We start from the raw sequence: 15,708 nt of genomic DNA, 5'->3' as shown, positions 1-15,708 counted from the left end.
CGATGCGCCAAGGCTATGGAAACACTGGCAAAAAATAAAAAAGGAACAGTTATGAAAGGAACACGTACCCTGCTGTCGCTGGCCGTGGGGCTTGCGCTCGCCTCCCCGTCCGTCTATGCCGCCGGCTTCAGCTGCCCGGCCGACAGCGCCCTCACCCCGATCCCGGTCATTCAGGGCAGCGGCGACAAGAGCCCGCTCATTCCCGCCGACAAGTTCGAAAGCCCCCAGAGCGTCATGGTCAAGGCGGTGGTCTCTGGCCTTGGCGAGAGCCTCAACAAGGGGTTCTACCTGCTGGATGTGCAGGGCGACGGCAACCCCCAGACCTCGGACGGCATCTTCGTCTTCCTGAACGACAAGAACTTCGCCAGCAAGTACCCGGACATCAAGCCGGGTGCCGAAGTCTGCCTGGAGGCCAAGGTCGAGGAGTATTACAACCACACCCAGCTCAAGCCGGTGTTTGACAGCGGCACCCCGCGCCTGCAGGTCGTCGCCCAGGGCTCGGTCCCGGCCGCCATCCCGCTGCGGGTGCTGGAAAACGAGACCCTGGCCCGGGCGCTGGAGCGCCACGAAGGGATGCGGGTACGGCTCGATGCCGACAGCGCGCTCAAAATCAGCCGCAACTTCAGCTATGACTACGCCGCCCGGCGCAACAACCTGGTGCTCTCCCACCAGGCGCCGCTGATGAAACCGACCCAGCTGCACGACGCCGACAGCAAGGCTGCCAAGGCGCTGGCCAAGGCCAACGCCGGCAACCGGGTGTTCCTCGAATCGGACTTCAAGGGCGCCGACGGCAAACTGCCCTGGCTGCCGGCCTGGGAGCCGGAACAGGGTTACCTGCGCATCGGCGATGCCCCGGTCAATCTGGACGCCATGGTGGGCTACAGCTACAACGAGTACCGGCTGATCGTGCCGCAGGATCAGGTGATCACCGCCGGCGATCTGCTGCGCACCAGCGACAACGACCGCCAGAGCGCCCCGGCCCGTGCCGACGGCACCGATCTGCGCGTCGGCAGCTTCAACGTGCTCAACTACTTCACCAGCCACTCCAGCGTGGGCGGTGCCCTCAACGTGCTGTGCAAGGATCAGGCGGATGCGGACAGCGCCAAGGGCTGCAACCGCGGCGCCAAGAACCTGGAAGATTTCCAGAAGCAGCGCGCCAAGATCGTCAACGCCATCACCGAGATGGATGCCGACCTGCTCGGCCTGATGGAGATGGAGAACAACGGCTTTGACAGCCACTCCGCCATCAGCGACCTGGTACAGGCTCTCAACGCCCAGCAGAAAGAGGCGGGCAAGCAGTACGCCTTCGTCACCCTGCCCAAGGCGCTGCTGCAGGGCGAGCACTACTTCGGTGGCGACGCCATCATGGTGGCCATGATCTACCGGCCGGCCAAGCTGGCACCGCAAGGGGACGCCAACGTCATCACCCTGCCGGTGCAGAAATACCTGGATGCCAAAGGGGTCGAGAAACAGGCCTCCCAGCGTGACTCCCTGGTGCAGACCTTCACCGTCGAGGGCAGCAAGGATCCGCTGACCCTGGTGGTCAACCACCTGAAGTCCAAGGGCTCTGGCTGCCTCGAGAACCTGGACGGCAAGGAGCCGGCCGATCTGCAGGGCAAGTGTACCGAGTTCCGGGTCAGTGCCGCCAAGGTGCTGGGCGAGGCGGTGAGCAAGCTGCCCGGCCAGGTGCTGCTGGTGGGCGACTTCAACTCCTACGCCCGGGAAGATGCGATCCGGGTGCTGACCGACTATGTGCCGACCGACGGCCAGCGCAAGATAGTCTCCGCCTCCCAGACCTTCCTCGGCGACCAGGTCTTTGAGCAGACCGGCAGCGAAGTGGCCAAGAGCTACGGCCTGGTGGACATGAACGTCAAGTTCAACAAGGAGAAGGCCATCTCCTACAGCTACGAGGCCGAGCTCGGCACCCTGGACTATGCCCTCGCCAACCCGGCGCTGGCCGGCAAGGTGATCGCCGTGGCCGACTGGCACATCAACTCGTTCGAGAGCAACCTGTTCGAGTACGGCCGGGACTTCACCGGCGACATGATCAAGTCGGACAACCCGTTCAGCGCCTCCGACCACGACCCAATCATCGTCGACCTCAAGCTGAAAGAGGAGAGCAACAGCGGTGGCGGTGCCATGGGCGCCCTGCTGCTGGCGCTGCTGCCGCTGGCCTGGCGTCGTCGCCACGGCTGATGACCCATCGCCATCAAACCAAAAGCCCGCAGCGATGCGGGCTTTTTTATGGGCCGGCCGGCACGCCCGGTGAACGGAGCGCAAAACAAAAAGGCCACCGCAGTGCGGTGGCCTTTTCTACTTTCGTTACGAAAGATGGTGGAGCTACGCGGGATCGAACCGCGGACCTCTTGCATGCCATGCAAGCGCTCTCCCAGCTGAGCTATAACCCCGATGTGTGTGAGTGACGCTGAGTCACTCTGAATTTGGTGGAGCTACGCGGGATCGAACCGCGGACCTCTTGCATGCCATGCAAGCGCTCTCCCAGCTGAGCTATAACCCCAAATTCGGTACTGAATGAATGGTTCTGGCGGCCATTCATCCTCAATAATGGTGGAGCTACGCGGGATCGAACCGCGGACCTCTTGCATGCCATGCAAGCGCTCTCCCAGCTGAGCTATAACCCCACAAAGGTCGGCCTGGGTGATACACACCGCACTGCCCTGGGTACTTCATTTCAATCAGGAACCTGGTGGAGCTACGCGGGATCGAACCGCGGACCTCTTGCATGCCATGCAAGCGCTCTCCCAGCTGAGCTATAACCCCTTGGATTCCAGATTGTTCGAGGAGAATTTGGTGGAGCTACGCGGGATCGAACCGCGGACCTCTTGCATGCCATGCAAGCGCTCTCCCAGCTGAGCTATAACCCCAACTCACCTCGGCGCTACCAAAGTTATCTCCGGCAACGGAGGCGCATGATAGGCACCGACCGCTTTGCTGTCAACCCAAAAATAACGCCGATTCGCGCGTTTAGTCAAAATTCAAGCAGTTAGCCGATTTAACCGGCAGTGACACAGCTATCTCGCTGTTTTATGTCACAAAACCGGCCTTTGGCCAAAAACAAAGGGCCCCCGTACGGGAGCCCTTTCGCAAGCACTGGCTGGCGCTTACTCGGCGGCGATGCGCGCTTCGATATACGCCAGGGCGCGGTCGATGCGGGCCAGTACCCGCGCCTTGCCCACCAGCGTCATCACGGCGTCGATGGCGGGGGAGAGATTACCCCAGACCGGTGACGGCAATGTGCGACGGCAAGCTTATTCGGCAGCCATGCGCGCTTCGATGTACGCCAGGGCGCGGTCGATACGCGCAAGTACCCGCTCCTTGCCCACCAGCGCCATCACGGCGTCGATGCCAGGAGATTGACCCAGACCGGTCACGGCCACGCGCAGCGGCATGCCGACCTTGCCCATGCCCTGACCCAGTTCGGCGGCGGTCGCTTCAATCAGCTCGTGCAGCGCTTCGGTGGTCCAGCTATCCAGTGCCGCCAGCTTGGCCTTGGCCAGGGTCAGCGGCTCGGCAGCCACGCCGCGCAGATGCTTCTTGGCAGCCGCTTCGTCGATGGCCTCGTACTCTTCGAACAGGTAGCGGCTCTGGGCGGCCATCTCGACCAGGGTGTTGCAGCGCTCGGCCAGCAGGGTCACCACATCGGCCAGGGCCGGGCCCTTGCTGGTGTCAATCTTCTGGTTTTCCATGTGCCATGCCAGATGCTTGGCCACATAGACCGGATCCAGGCTGCGCATGTAGTGGTTATTCAGCCACAGCAGCTTGTCGGTGTTAAAAGCTGAGGCAGACTTGGAGATGGCATCCAGGCTGAACAGCTTGATCATCTCGTCCAGGCTGAAGATCTCCTGATCGCCGTGGGACCAGCCCAGACGCACCAGATAGTTCAGCAGCGCTTCCGGCAGGTAGCCGTCGTCGCGGTACTGCATCACGGAGACAGCACCGTGGCGCTTGGAGAGCTTGGCGCCGTCATCACCCAGGATCATGGAGACGTGGGCAAACTCCGGTACCGGCGCGTTCAGCGCCTTGTAGATGTTGATCTGGCGCGGGGTGTTGTTGATGTGGTCTTCGCCACGCACCACGTGGGTGATCTCCATGTCCCAGTCATCGACTACAACACAGAAGTTGTAGGTCGGCGCGCCGTCGGTACGGCGAATGATCAGATCGTCGAGCTCGGTGTTGGCGAACTCGATGCGGCCACGGACGTGGTCATCGAACACCACGGAGCCTTCGGTCGGGTTGCGGAAGCGGATCACGTGCGGCGCATCGGCCGGGTGATCGTGGGCGTGGTCGCGGCACTTGCCGTCATAACGGGGCTTCTCGCCGTTGGCCATCTGGCCTTCACGCAGCGCTTCCAGCCGCTCCTTGGAGCAGTAGCACTTGTAGGCACGGCCGTCAGCCAGCATCTCGTCGATCAGGCCGTTGTAGCGATCGAAGCGCTTGGTCTGGTAGTAGGGGCCCTCATCCCAGTTCAGCTCCAGCCATTCCATGCCCTCAATGATGGCGTCGATCGCCTCCTGAGTGGAACGTTCCAGGTCGGTATCCTCGATACGCAGCACGAACTCACCGCCCTGGTTCTTTGCAAACAACCAGGAATAGAGTGCGGTACGGGCACCGCCGACATGCAAAAAGCCGGTCGGGCTGGGAGCAAAACGGGTTTTGACTTTCATCTTTAAGCCTTGTGTAGAGGGCCTTGGGCCAATTCGTTAAAAAAACCGTCGCATTTTAGCACCGACAATGACGGATGGGAAAACCATGCAGCCGCAGCGGGCAAAAGTAGGGGGTTGCACAGGCGTCCCGGCCGCTTGCCGCCTGATATTTGAAGGGGATCGCAAAACAAAATCCCGGTTTCCGTTTTGCTATGACAAGTGTTGGAGAGCTGCCTCCTCCGGCCGATATCCAAATAACGCTCACCAACAAGGAAGAGACGATGCAGTTCCGTTCTATCCAGAATCGCATTCTGGTGATGGCCGGGATCGCTATGACCGCCGCCCTGGTCATCCTGATCCTGCTCAACCAGTACTCGGGTCAACAGACCCAGAAGCTGACCATCAGCTCCAGCCGCGCCGCCCTGCAGCAGGAGGCATGGCAGAAGGTCAGCGCCAACGCCCGTGCTGAAGCAGCCACCATCACCCAGTTGCTGCAAAAGGGGCTCTCCTATACCCAGCAGATGGCCAGCGCCCTCGCCCTGCAGCAGGAGGGCAAGCTGCCGCTGGATCGCCAGCAGGCCACCGATCTGCTCAAGGCCCAGCTCACCCTCGAACCCCAGCTCTACGGCGCCTTCGCCGGCTTCGAGCCCAACGGCTTCGACGGCCAGGATGCCAGCTTCGCCGGCCAGACGGCGCTGGGCAGTGACAGCAAGGGGCGCTTCGTGCCCTATTTCTATCGCGACAAGGAGAGCATCGGCACCGACCTGCTGCTCTCCATCGAGAAGAGCGATCCGGATGAGTTCGGCAATCCGGCCAACGACTACTACGCCTGCCCGAAACGGGAGGGACGCTCCTGCCTCATCGACCCCTTCAAGGTGGACATCAACGGCCAGCAGGTGCTGGTGAGCACCATCACCACCCCCATCATGGTGGGCGGCCAGTTCAAGGGGATCGCCGCGCTCGATCTGGCGGTGGACTCCATCAGCCGTCAGGCCCAGTCCCTCAACAGCAACATCTATGACGGCAAGGGCGAGACCCTGATCGTCAGCGCTGCCGGCGTCATCACCGGCACCAGCGGTGATGCCAGCCTGCTCGGCAGCCGCGCCGACAAACTGCTTGGCAACGGCTGGCAGCAGTACCTCAAACCCGAGGTACAGCGCCAGGAGCTCGACGATGCGTTTCGTATCTCGGTGCCCATCGCGGTGCCTGGCATGAGCCGCAACTGGGCCATCATCGTCACCCTGCCCTACAAGGTGGTGCTGGCCGGGGCCGACCAGCTGGAAGCCCAGCTGAGCGACATGAACCGGGCCGCCATGACCCAGCAACTGGTGGGCGCCGTCGTCGTGCTGGTGCTGGCGCTGGCCACCATGCTGGTGATTGCCCGCAGCATCACCGGCCCCATCCGCCAGATGGTCAGCCTGGTGGATGACATCGCCGATGGCGAAGGGGATCTCACCAAGCGGCTCAGTACCCAGTCCCGCGATGAATTGGGGGATTTGGCCAAGGGCATCAACCGCTTTATCGACAAGCTGCAGGTGCTGCTGGGGGATGTGCTCAAGACCGCCAGCGAGGTCAACCGTCACGCCGGCGACACGGATCGCATCGCCGGCCAGACCGACACCAACCTGCAGCACCACCAGGCAGAGATGGAGCAGATGCTGACCGCGGTGCAGGAGATGTCCTACGTCAGCCAGGAGGTAGCGACCCACGCCAACAACACCGCCGACTCGGCCAAGCAGGCCCAGGGGGCGGCGGATCAGGGCAAGGTACGCTTCCAGCAGGTGATCCAGTCGATGCACAAGGTGGCCGCCGAGGCCGGCAAGGGGGCCGAGGTAGTCGAGGGGCTGGCCCACGACAGCGAGCAGATCACCAGCATCCTCACTGTCATTCAGGGGATCGCCGATCAGACCAACCTGCTGGCGCTGAACGCCGCCATCGAGGCGGCCCGGGCCGGCGAGCAGGGCCGCGGCTTTGCGGTGGTGGCCGACGAGGTACGCAAGCTGGCGGGCAACACCCAGCAGGCGGTGCAGAATACCCAGGAGCTGATCGAGAAGATCCGCCACAGCTCGGCCAACGCGGTCAACGCCATCAACCAGAGCCAGCAGCTGACCCATCAGGCGGTGGGCGAGGCGGATCTGGCGGAAGAGGCGCTCGGCAGCATCTATCAGGCCATCTCCACCATCAACGACATGACCTACCAGATCGCCTCCGCCGCCGAAGAGCAAAGCTCGGTTTCCGAGACCGTCTCCGGCAACCTGTCAAAAACCAACGCACTGGCCAACGACATCGCACTGGATGCGACCGAAACGGCCAAAGCCAGCCAGGCGTTGCGCCAGGCGGCCGAGCGTTTACAGCAATTACTGGGACAATTTCGTCTCAGCTGATAATTTTCCACCTCAGGACTCTCCCCCTCGGGGGCGAGTCCGTTTACCATAGGCACGAATTTGCCTGATGGCAGGCAATGTAGTGAGAGGTAAATGCCGTGCCCACCCCGGACCGTCGCCCCCGTGGCCACAACAGACGAGCCCAGCAGCGTCGCCAAGACGAATCACAAGGATCCCTGCTCCATCGTATCAATGCCGCCACCCTGCCCCTGCGTCAACGCATCGGCCAGGGCATGAGCGGACTTGGCCAACGCGGCCAGGAAGCCAAAACAGGCAAGTTCAAGCTGGCGAGCCCGCTGCCGCGCAAGCACACCATAGGGCTGCTGATCCTGATCCCGCTCTGGTTGCTGGTGCTGGCCTGGGTGCCGGCCGACCCCGCGCCCAAAGCCGCTCCGTCCGGTTCGCTGGCGGTCCCCATCGCCGTACCGGCGCAGGCCCTCACCGTCGGTAATGGTGCCGCAGGCAGTGCACCGGCTGCTGCCAAACCGGTGGAAGAGAAGGTGGATGGCACCTGGCTGCAGCACGACGTGCAAGCCGGCGAGACCCTCTACTCCATCTTCCGCAAGTTCGAGCTACCGGGCGCCGAGCTCAGCCGCCTGATCGCCATCGAAGGGCCTGATCGGCCGCTGACCCGCCTGCAATCGGGCCGGGCCGTGTTCATCCTGATCGATGACACCCGCCGCATCCAGCGGGTCGAGATCCGCTCCTACGGTCAGGCCATCTACCGCTACGACCGACAGGGTGAAGGATTCGCCCTCAAGGAATGAAACAACGGGAGGCCTGGTGCCTCCCGTTTTTTTGACCTGAATCCATGAAATAAGCCGCTGAGTTCACAATATTTTTAGCTTGCTCAAAAAATGAAAAGTGCCAAATTGACAAGGGATCGCGCTCACGTACAATCGTTTGTGCTTTAGACAGGGATTGTTCTACATGCTACTGGGACAAATTGACGTGGTCAGTCATGCTTCAACCCCTGATTTCTAGGCAAATGCTGCCCAACAAGGCTTAGTTTCATTTTGTTATAGATAGGACTTACCACATGTCTGACATTCGCACCGGCCAAGTAAAATGGTTCAATGAGACCAAGGGTTTTGGCTTCATCGAGCAATCCCAGGGACCGGACGTTTTCGTTCACTTCTCCTCCATCCAGAGCGCCGGTTTCAAGACCCTGGCTGAAGGTCAAAAAGTCCAGTTCACTGTGACCCAGGGCAAAAAAGGCCCTCAGGCTGAGAACGTTACCCTGCTCTAAGCCACGCCAGTGAGCCTGTAGGAGGAGCCATCGGCCCTCCTATTTTTTTGCCCGCTGTTTCCCCTTCCCCGCCACGCTCACAAGCTTGCCTATAACCACAGCCCTCCCCAGCCCCTGCGCACGAAGCGGCTACAGAAGACATGGGCCCGATCTGGCTGAACGCCGGATACGACAAATCATCGCGGCGCGATGTAATGGACAATACAAATGGATTGTGAGGACTTTGAAGAGAGATTGGAGCGGGAAACGAGACTCGAACTCGCGACCCCGACCTTGGCAAGGTCGTGCTCTACCAACTGAGCTATTCCCGCAACAGGATGTTATCTGCAAGTGATTGGAGCGGGAAACGAGACTCGAACTCGCGACCCCGACCTTGGCAAGGTCGTGCTCTACCAACTGAGCTATTCCCGCAACGGAATGTCACTTACAAATTTTTGGAGCGGGAAACGAGACTCGAACTCGCGACCCCGACCTTGGCAAGGTCGTGCTCTACCAACTGAGCTATTCCCGCAACAGGATGTCATCTGCAAGTGATTGGAGCGGGAAACGAGACTCGAACTCGCGACCCCGACCTTGGCAAGGTCGTGCTCTACCAACTGAGCTATTCCCGCATCGGAATATCACTTACAAATTTTTGGAGCGGGAAACGAGACTCGAACTCGCGACCCCGACCTTGGCAAGGTCGTGCTCTACCAACTGAGCTATTCCCGCAACATTAGGTTGTCTTGAGGCTGTGCTGATGATTGGAGCGGGAAACGAGACTCGAACTCGCGACCCCGACCTTGGCAAGGTCGTGCTCTACCAACTGAGCTATTCCCGCATCGGAACGTCATCAGCAAACTTTTTGGAGCGGGAAACGAGACTCGAACTCGCGACCCCGACCTTGGCAAGGTCGTGCTCTACCAACTGAGCTATTCCCGCAACTACCTTAAAACGGCCGTACAGCATTTGGTTGCTTGCGCTACTGTACGGGAGCCGAATTATAAGAGCAGACATTCCAATTGCAAGGGCTTTTTTGTCTGGTTGCGCGCGTTCGCTCAAAAGCTGGTCGAACTGTCGATTTTAGCAACCGGGAGAGCACAAGCCCTTGCCGCAGACTCAGATCTTGAAGACGTGGTTACGGTAAAACTGCAGTTCGGCAATGGATTCGCGGATGTCATCCAGCGCCTGATGGGTACCGCTCTTCTTGAACTGGTCCAGCAGCGCCGGTTCCCAGCGGCGCACCAGCTCCTTGATGGTGCTGACGTCGACATTGCGATAGTGGAAGAAGGCTTCCAGCTCGCTCATGTGCTTGACCATGAAGCGACGATCCTGACCGATGCTGTTGCCGCACAGCGGGCTGGTACGCTCCGGCACCCACTGGCGAATGAACTCGAGGGTCTCGGCGACGGCTTTCGCCTCATCGTGCTGGCTCGCCTTGACCCGGGCCACCAGACCGCTGTTGGTATGGGTGTTGACGTTCCAGTCGTCCATCTTGGCCAGCTCTTCGTCGCTCTGGTGAATGGCGATGACCGGCCCTTCGGCCAGCACGTTCAGGTCCTTGTCGGTGACGATGGTGGCGATCTCCAGTACCACATTCTGTTCGGGGTCCAGACCCGTCATCTCCATGTCGATCCATACCAGGTTCTGCGCGCTGACTGTCATGATTGCTCTCTCTATTGGGAGGAATGGCGGAATTTTGCCAATTTGCATGTATCATACTGGCTTTGGATCTGTTCATAAACTGGCGAATCGAGTGGCAAAGAAAGCAAAACTCAATCTGGGTCAACAAAGGCGCGTCCAGGCCAACCGCGAGCGGCGGCTGCAAAAAGAGCACACCACGGTCGTGGATGACACCCTGTTTGGCCCGGCCATCGAAGGGGTAGTGATCAGCCGTTTTGGTCAGCACGCAGACGTCGAGGCGAGCGATGGCGCCATCCACCGCAGCAACCTGCGCCGCAGCAGCATCAGCAGCCTGGTGTGCGGCGACAAGGTGGTGTGGCGTCCCGGCCTCAATGCCGCAACCGCCGGCGTCATCGAGGCGGTGCATCCGCGTCACTCGGTACTGACCCGGCCGGACTTCTACGACGGGGTCAAACCCATCGCCGCCAACATCGACCAGATCATCATCGTCTCGGCGGTGATGCCCGAGTTCTCCACCAACATCGTCGACCGCTATCTGGTGGCCGCCGAGGATGTGGAGATCCGCCCCCTGATCGTGCTGAACAAGGTCGACATGCTCGATGACTCGGCCCGTGCCCGTATCGAGCGCCAGCTCGAAACCTACCGCAAGCTCGGTTACGAGGTGTTGCTGGTAAGCTGCGAGAGCGGCGAAGGGCTCGATGAGCTGAAAGCCGCCCTGACCGACAAGATCAGCATCTTCGTCGGCCAGTCCGGGGTGGGCAAGTCGTCGCTCACCAATGCCCTGATGCCGGGGCTGGACGTGCTCACCGGTGAGATCTCCGAGAACTCGGGGCTCGGCCAGCACACCACCACCACGGCGCGACTCTACCACTTCCCGAGCGGCGGCGATCTGATCGACTCCCCCGGGATCCGCGAGTTCGCCCTCTGGCATCTGGAAGCCGACCGCATCACCTGGTGCTTCGTCGAGTTTCGCGACTACCTGGGTGGCTGCAAGTTCCGCGACTGCACCCACAAGGACGATCCCGGCTGCGCCCTGCGGGCCGCCGTCGACAGTGGCGCCATCAGCGCCGATCGCTTCCACAACTATCACCGCATCCTGGAAACAATGCAGGAAGCCCGTCACGGTCGCCAACAGGCGCGGCTGTGACCCTATTCAACCTACCTTGATGATGAACATGAGCATTACTGACAACCTGAAAATTGCCGGTCAATACTGTCTGCCCAAACACGCCCTCTCCCGCCTGGTCGGCAAACTTGCGGCTGCCGAAGCAGGCAACCTCACCACCAGGGTGATCGAGGCCTTTATCAAGCAGTACCAGGTCGACATGAGCGAGGCGCTGCACGAGAGTCCGGCCCACTACAAGAGCTTCAACGAATTCTTCACCCGTGAACTCAAGCCGGGGATCCGCCCCCTGGTCGAGGATGCCATGACCCTGGCGCTGCCAGTGGATGGTACCGTCAGCCAGCTCGGTCCGATCCAGCAGGGCCGCATCATCCAGGCCAAGGGCCACGACTACAGCGCCCGTGAGCTGCTGGGCGGTTATGAGGATCTGGTGGCGCCGTTCAAGGATGGCGACTTCGCCACCATCTACCTGGCGCCCAAGGATTACCACCGCATCCACATGCCGCTGGACGGCGTGCTGGAGAGCATGGTGTTCGTGCCGGGGGATCTCTTCTCCGTCAACCCGCTCACCGCCGAGAACGTGCCCAACCTGTTTGCCCGCAACGAGCGGGTGGTCGCCACTTTCCGCACCCCCCACGGCCCCATGGCGCTGGTGCTGGTCGGTGCCACTATCGTAGCCAGCATCGAGACCATCTGGGCCGGCAACATAGCGCCGACCAAAGAGAAGCGCGTCGTGCGCTGGGATTACAGCGGCGACGAAGCCATCACCCTGCAAAAAGGCGCCGAGATGGGCCTGTTCAAACTGGGCAGTACCGTGGTCTGCCTGTTTGGCCCGGGCATGCTGGCCGGTTTCGAGCCCCATCTGGCCAACGGGGTCACCACCCGCATGGGTCAGCCCTTTGCCAAGCTGGCGGCGCAGGCATGAGCGAGCAGCCCGTCTCCTCGCAGAAGAACAACCCGCTGCACGGGCTGACGCTGGAAGCCATCGTCACCGCCCTGGTCGCGCACTATGGCTGGGAAGAGCTCGGGCAGCAGATCAATATCCGTTGCTTCACCGATAACCCCAGCATCAAGTCCAGCCTGAAGTTCTTGCGCAAGACCCCCTGGGCCAGAGAGAAGGTCGAGAGCCTCTATCTGTACGTCCAGCGCAAGCAGGCCAAATCAAAGGAATAACGCCATGGCGTTCAAGATTACCTACACCTACGGCAAAAAAACCAAAGAGATTGGCTACGCCAACGACAAGTTCAACAGCATCTACGATGCCATTGCCGCTGCCGAGGGGATCAACCTGGCCAGCTTCCACGCCATGGAAGAGCAGCTGGCCCAGGTGTGCCGGCGCGACAAGAAGAGCGTGAAGGATTACCGGGAGAACTACTTCAAGGAGCTGGGCTTCTCCAACATCGTCATCGAGCGGGACGCCAAGGAGTAAGCATGCGCACCCTGACCCTGATGGCCGCCTCCCTGCTGCTGGCGGCCTGCAGTACCCCGGAACAACATCTGGTTGGCGGTGATCGCGACAGCCACGGCTGCATCGGCAGTGCGGGCTATCAGTGGTCGGCACTGACCAAGCAGTGCGTGCGGCTGTTCGAGCAGGCGGTGCGGCTGCAGTCCCTCGAGGCTGGCGAGACCGGTAGCGCCTTCGTGCTGTTCAACGCCGATCAGAGCCAGGCCGAGCTGACCCTGCCGAGCGGCGAGCAGCACCTGCTCACCCGCCAGGGGGCGGAAGGCAACTGGTCGTGGCAAGGCAGCGGCTACACCCTCTTCCCCTGGAAGGGCTATGTGCTCAAAGTTGGCGAGCAGACGCTGTTTCACGGCGACGTCGCCCGCTAAGCCACCCGTATCTATTCAACCCCCGGCACTGCCGGGGGTTGTTTTTTGCGGTTATCGACAACGGCCACATGTACCTTGTCGCCAGGCCGGAAACAAAAAACCCCGTTGCAAGCAACGGGGTTTTTGCTGACACTCGGCGCGACTTAATTGCCGAGGGTGGAGAACAGGCTCTGTTCCAGGCTGCCGCGGGAGACGCACACCGGGGTAATGGAAGGAGCCAGTACCCGCTCGCCGGAGGACTCGACGAAGTAGAGCTGGGTGTTGCCCTTGACGTTGACGGTCGCCACGCTGTTGTTGCCGCTCTGGGTGATGATCAGGTTGATCTGCAGGTTGGGGTTGCCCAGTGCGACCTTGGAACCCATGGTACCGCAATCCAGCCACTCCAGACCGTCGGCCGAATTCTCGACGTTGGCGGTCATCAGGCCGGAGCCGCGCTGGCTGTTCTCGATGTTAAGACCGTGATCGCCAAACCACTTTTCGGCACGGGCCCACACCAGATCCACCGGGATCTGCATCTCCTGGGTGTTGTTGGTCGCCTTGGCTACCGGCGGGGTATAGCGGTACTGTTCGCCGCCATTGTTGTCGCTGGCACAACCGGCCATCAACAGGGCCAGTGCTACTCCCACAATCTTTTTCATGCTGCTTCTCTCATCCATATAATCCGGCCATCGGCCGACCGGCGGCTATTATGGCGTCAGCGACACAGACTGTCAGCAGGGATCGGCAGAAATGAGTCAGCCTTAACCCAAGCTTTACAAAACCAGCCTGCTATCATAGATTTGCTCGAAATTTCCCCCGTGAGTGTCTGTGTGAACTCCTTGCTCACCCTGCCCCTGCTGCAGCAGATCATCGACCAGCTACCCATGAATATCTTCTGCCGGGATACGGATGGGCGCTACCTGTTTGCCAACCGCGCCTTCACGGAGCAGGCGGGCCTGTCGCAACCGGCGGATCTCATCGGCAAGACCGATGCCGACATGCCCTGGGGCGACATCTTTCGGGAAGAGGATCTGCGCCTGCTGGCGGAGGGCAAACCGCTGCTCTATCAGCAGTTGCACTGCAGCAGCGGCGATGCCACCAGCTGGATGGAGATCCACAAGATCCCGCTCTACGACGTGCACGGCAAACCGGTGGCCCTGTTTGGCATGGTCAACGAGATTGATCAGCGCAAGGAGCTGGAGCAGACCTTTCGCCAGCAGCAACTGCTGCAACGCCGCCTGCTGGACGCCATCCCGGATCCGATCCGGCTGGAAGACCACCAGGGGCTGCTGATCGACTGCAACCAAGCCTTTCTCGACTTCATGGGCATGGTGGCGAGCGAGGCGCTCGGCCAGCGGGTCGCCCACCGCCTCTCCACCGAACTGCCGATGGGGCGCGGTGAATACTGCCTGGTGGACGCCAACGGCCAGGGCCGCCATCTGGAAGTCACCCGGGTCGATGTGCCGGACGACGAGGGCAACTCCCTCGGCATCCTCACCCTGAGCCGCGACATCACCGGACTGCGCACCACCCAGGCCCAACTGCAGCAGGAGCAGCACTACGACAGCCTGACCGGCCTGCTCAAGCTCTCCCACTTTCTGCAGACCAGCCGCCATCTCGGCGCCCGCAAGGCGAGCCTGGTGCTGGTCGATTTGCAGCACTTTCGCGAGATCAACGACGGCTTCGGCATCCGGGTCGCCGACCGGCTGCTCAATCAGGTGGCCCGCCGCCTGCAACAGCTGGCCCCGCCCCAGTCGCTGGTGTGCCGGGTCGCCGCCGACGACTTTGCCATGCTGCTGCCCGAGCTGAGCGAGCCGCTGACCAGCTGGAGCCGCCGCCTGCAAGGGGCGCTGATGGTGCCCTACCAGGTGGAAGAGCACAGGATCCAGATCCCGGTGTTTCTCGGCATCGCCCACGGCAAGGCCAATGACGCCGAGCGCCTGCTGAGCCACGCCGAAGCCGCGCTGGCCCAGGGCAAGCGCCAGCAGCAGCACTGCACCCTGTTCGATCCCGAACTCGATGCCAAGCTCAAGCGCCGCCAGCTGATCGCCGCCCAACTGCCGCTGGCTATCAAGTCCGGCCAGCTGACCGCCGTCTACCAGCCCATCATCAGCACCCGCACCAGCCAGTTGCACGGGGCCGAGCTGCTCTGCCGCTGGCCCCATCCCGAGCTCGGCATGATCTCGCCGGACGAGTTCATCCCGCTGGCGGAGGAGCTGGGTCTCATCGGTCTGCTCGGCAGCCACATGCTGGAGCAGGGCTGTGCCCAGCTGGCCCGCTGGCAGGTGGCGGCGCCGGATCTGGTGCTCTCCATCAACCTGTCGCCGCTGCAATTTCGCGACCCCGAGCTCTGCCCGCAGATCTTCGCCTGCATCGAACGCCACGGGCTCGCCCCCTGGCAGCTGGAGCTGGAGATCACCGAAGGGGTGCTGATGGAGAATGCCGACGAGATTGAGAGCAACCTGGCCAACCTGATCGAGGCCGGCTTTCAGCTCGCCATCGATGACTTCGGCACCGGTTACTGCTCGCTGGCCTATCTGCCCAGGCTGCAGGTGGCCACCCTCAAGCTGGACCGCAGCTTCACTCAGGGGCTGGCCACCAACCAGGCGACCACCGCCATCGTGCGCTCCGTCATCGGGCTGGGCCACGAGCTCGGCATCAAGATCACCGCCGAAGGGGTGGAGACGCAGGAGCAGCAAGCGTGGCTGGTGCAGGCCGGCTGCGATCGGCTGCAGGGCTACCTGTTCAGCCGCCCCCTGCCCCCCGCCGAGTTTGCCCGCAGTTACCAGCTGCCGGAGCAATAAGCCAGCAACAACAAGGCCACCCGAGGGTGGCCTTGTTGTTTTTGCAACGCGT

The 15,708-nt window shown here is 61.6% G+C and carries 14 protein-coding genes and 12 tRNA genes; 10 read left to right on the top strand and 16 right to left on the bottom strand.

The features are described from left to right. Positions 1–51 precede the first annotated feature (51 nt). On the top strand, positions 52–2,196 hold the full coding sequence (locus C2U40_RS03235) for an ExeM/NucH family extracellular endonuclease (RefSeq protein WP_103828212.1): 2,145 nt from the start codon (positions 52–54) through the stop codon (positions 2,194–2,196). Positions 2,197–2,332: 136 nt separating this feature from the next. On the opposite strand, the gene C2U40_RS03230 is transcribed toward C2U40_RS03235, so the two are convergent. From C2U40_RS03230 to gltX, 7 genes are all read right to left on the bottom strand, one after another. Beyond that, positions 2,333–2,408: transfer RNA gene (locus C2U40_RS03230), tRNA-Ala, on the bottom strand. Between the two features lie 34 nt (positions 2,409–2,442). Next, positions 2,443–2,518: transfer RNA gene (locus tag C2U40_RS03225), tRNA-Ala, on the bottom strand. A 48-nt stretch (positions 2,519–2,566) separates the two neighbouring features. After that, a tRNA-Ala gene (locus tag C2U40_RS03220) sits at positions 2,567–2,642 on the bottom strand. A gap of 63 nt (positions 2,643–2,705) precedes the next feature. Further along, positions 2,706–2,781, bottom strand: a tRNA-Ala gene (locus C2U40_RS03215). A gap of 28 nt (positions 2,782–2,809) precedes the next feature. Beyond that, positions 2,810–2,885, bottom strand: a tRNA-Ala gene (locus C2U40_RS03210). A 237-nt stretch (positions 2,886–3,122) separates the two neighbouring features. After that, positions 3,123–3,254: a glutamyl-tRNA synthetase gene (locus C2U40_RS26675; protein ID WP_233768818.1), complete on the bottom strand. Its 132-nt coding sequence runs from the start codon at positions 3,252–3,254 to the stop codon at positions 3,123–3,125. A gap of 15 nt (positions 3,255–3,269) precedes the next feature. Next, positions 3,270–4,685 (bottom strand): glutamate--tRNA ligase, encoded by a 1,416-nt coding sequence (gene gltX, locus C2U40_RS03200; protein WP_103828210.1) that lies wholly within the window; start codon positions 4,683–4,685, stop codon positions 3,270–3,272. A 260-nt stretch (positions 4,686–4,945) separates the two neighbouring features. On the opposite strand from gltX, the gene C2U40_RS03195 reads away from it, so the two are divergent. The 3 genes from C2U40_RS03195 (at position 4,946) to C2U40_RS03185 (ending at position 8,297) form a co-directional block, all read left to right on the top strand. Next, positions 4,946–7,048, top strand: coding sequence for a methyl-accepting chemotaxis protein (locus C2U40_RS03195; protein ID WP_181014844.1), 2,103 nt, complete (start codon positions 4,946–4,948; stop codon positions 7,046–7,048). A 98-nt stretch (positions 7,049–7,146) separates the two neighbouring features. Then, complete coding sequence (locus tag C2U40_RS03190; protein WP_103828208.1) at positions 7,147–7,815, top strand: LysM-like peptidoglycan-binding domain-containing protein; 669 nt, start codon at positions 7,147–7,149, stop codon at positions 7,813–7,815. A 272-nt stretch (positions 7,816–8,087) separates the two neighbouring features. Further along, positions 8,088–8,297, top strand: coding sequence for a cold-shock protein (locus C2U40_RS03185; RefSeq protein WP_011707209.1), 210 nt, complete (start codon positions 8,088–8,090; stop codon positions 8,295–8,297). Positions 8,298–8,532: 235 nt separating this feature from the next. Here the strand turns inward: C2U40_RS03185 and C2U40_RS03180 are convergent. The 8 genes from C2U40_RS03180 to orn form a co-directional block, all read right to left on the bottom strand. Beyond that, a tRNA-Gly gene (locus C2U40_RS03180) sits at positions 8,533–8,608 on the bottom strand. 24 nt (positions 8,609–8,632) lie between these two features. Beyond that, a tRNA-Gly gene (locus C2U40_RS03175) sits at positions 8,633–8,708 on the bottom strand. Positions 8,709–8,732: 24 nt separating this feature from the next. Then, a tRNA-Gly gene (locus C2U40_RS03170) sits at positions 8,733–8,808 on the bottom strand. Between the two features lie 24 nt (positions 8,809–8,832). Continuing rightward, positions 8,833–8,908, bottom strand: a tRNA-Gly gene (locus tag C2U40_RS03165). Between the two features lie 24 nt (positions 8,909–8,932). Next, positions 8,933–9,008, bottom strand: a tRNA-Gly gene (locus C2U40_RS03160). Positions 9,009–9,041: 33 nt separating this feature from the next. Further along, positions 9,042–9,117, bottom strand: a tRNA-Gly gene (locus C2U40_RS03155). 25 nt (positions 9,118–9,142) lie between these two features. Further along, positions 9,143–9,218: transfer RNA gene (locus C2U40_RS03150), tRNA-Gly, on the bottom strand. A gap of 177 nt (positions 9,219–9,395) precedes the next feature. Next, positions 9,396–9,941 carry an oligoribonuclease gene (gene orn / locus C2U40_RS03145; RefSeq protein ID WP_103828207.1) on the bottom strand — a complete coding sequence of 182 codons (546 nt, stop codon included), beginning with the start codon at positions 9,939–9,941 and terminating at the stop codon, positions 9,396–9,398. A 91-nt stretch (positions 9,942–10,032) separates the two neighbouring features. On the opposite strand from orn, the gene rsgA reads away from it, so the two are divergent. From rsgA to C2U40_RS03120, 5 genes are read left to right on the top strand one after another with little or no spacing between them, the layout of a single operon-like run. Further along, a complete protein-coding gene (gene rsgA, locus C2U40_RS03140) occupies positions 10,033–11,067 on the top strand; it encodes a small ribosomal subunit biogenesis GTPase RsgA (protein WP_199773236.1) in 1,035 nt (344 codons plus the stop codon). A 28-nt stretch (positions 11,068–11,095) separates the two neighbouring features. Beyond that, entirely contained in the window at positions 11,096–11,968 is an 873-nt protein-coding gene (gene asd / locus C2U40_RS03135) for an archaetidylserine decarboxylase (RefSeq protein WP_017410933.1), read from the top strand. Continuing rightward, complete coding sequence (locus tag C2U40_RS03130) at positions 11,965–12,216, top strand: VF530 family DNA-binding protein (protein ID WP_011707213.1); 252 nt, start codon at positions 11,965–11,967, stop codon at positions 12,214–12,216. Before asd ends, C2U40_RS03130 begins: the two co-directional genes overlap by 4 nt. Positions 12,217–12,220: 4 nt before the next feature. Beyond that, positions 12,221–12,472, top strand: coding sequence for a DUF2960 domain-containing protein (locus C2U40_RS03125; RefSeq protein WP_011707214.1), 252 nt, complete (start codon positions 12,221–12,223; stop codon positions 12,470–12,472). 2 nt (positions 12,473–12,474) lie between these two features. Further along, the gene (locus tag C2U40_RS03120) at positions 12,475–12,873 is read left to right on the top strand and encodes a hypothetical protein (RefSeq protein WP_103828204.1); all 399 of its coding nucleotides are present in this window, start codon (positions 12,475–12,477) and stop codon (positions 12,871–12,873) included. A gap of 143 nt (positions 12,874–13,016) precedes the next feature. On the opposite strand, the gene C2U40_RS03115 is transcribed toward C2U40_RS03120, so the two are convergent. After that, positions 13,017–13,511, bottom strand: coding sequence for a hypothetical protein (locus C2U40_RS03115; RefSeq protein ID WP_017410927.1), 495 nt, complete (start codon positions 13,509–13,511; stop codon positions 13,017–13,019). A 171-nt stretch (positions 13,512–13,682) separates the two neighbouring features. Between C2U40_RS03115 and C2U40_RS03110 the strand changes: the two genes are divergently transcribed. After that, positions 13,683–15,656: a putative bifunctional diguanylate cyclase/phosphodiesterase gene (locus C2U40_RS03110; protein ID WP_103828203.1), complete on the top strand. Its 1,974-nt coding sequence runs from the start codon at positions 13,683–13,685 to the stop codon at positions 15,654–15,656. The last annotated feature ends 52 nt before the right edge of the window (positions 15,657–15,708 follow it).

Source organism: Aeromonas sp. ASNIH4, assembly GCF_002934425.1.
Classification (GTDB): Bacteria; Pseudomonadota; Gammaproteobacteria; order Enterobacterales; family Aeromonadaceae; genus Aeromonas; species Aeromonas hydrophila.
This window is presented reverse-complemented; position numbering and strand designations above follow the sequence as displayed.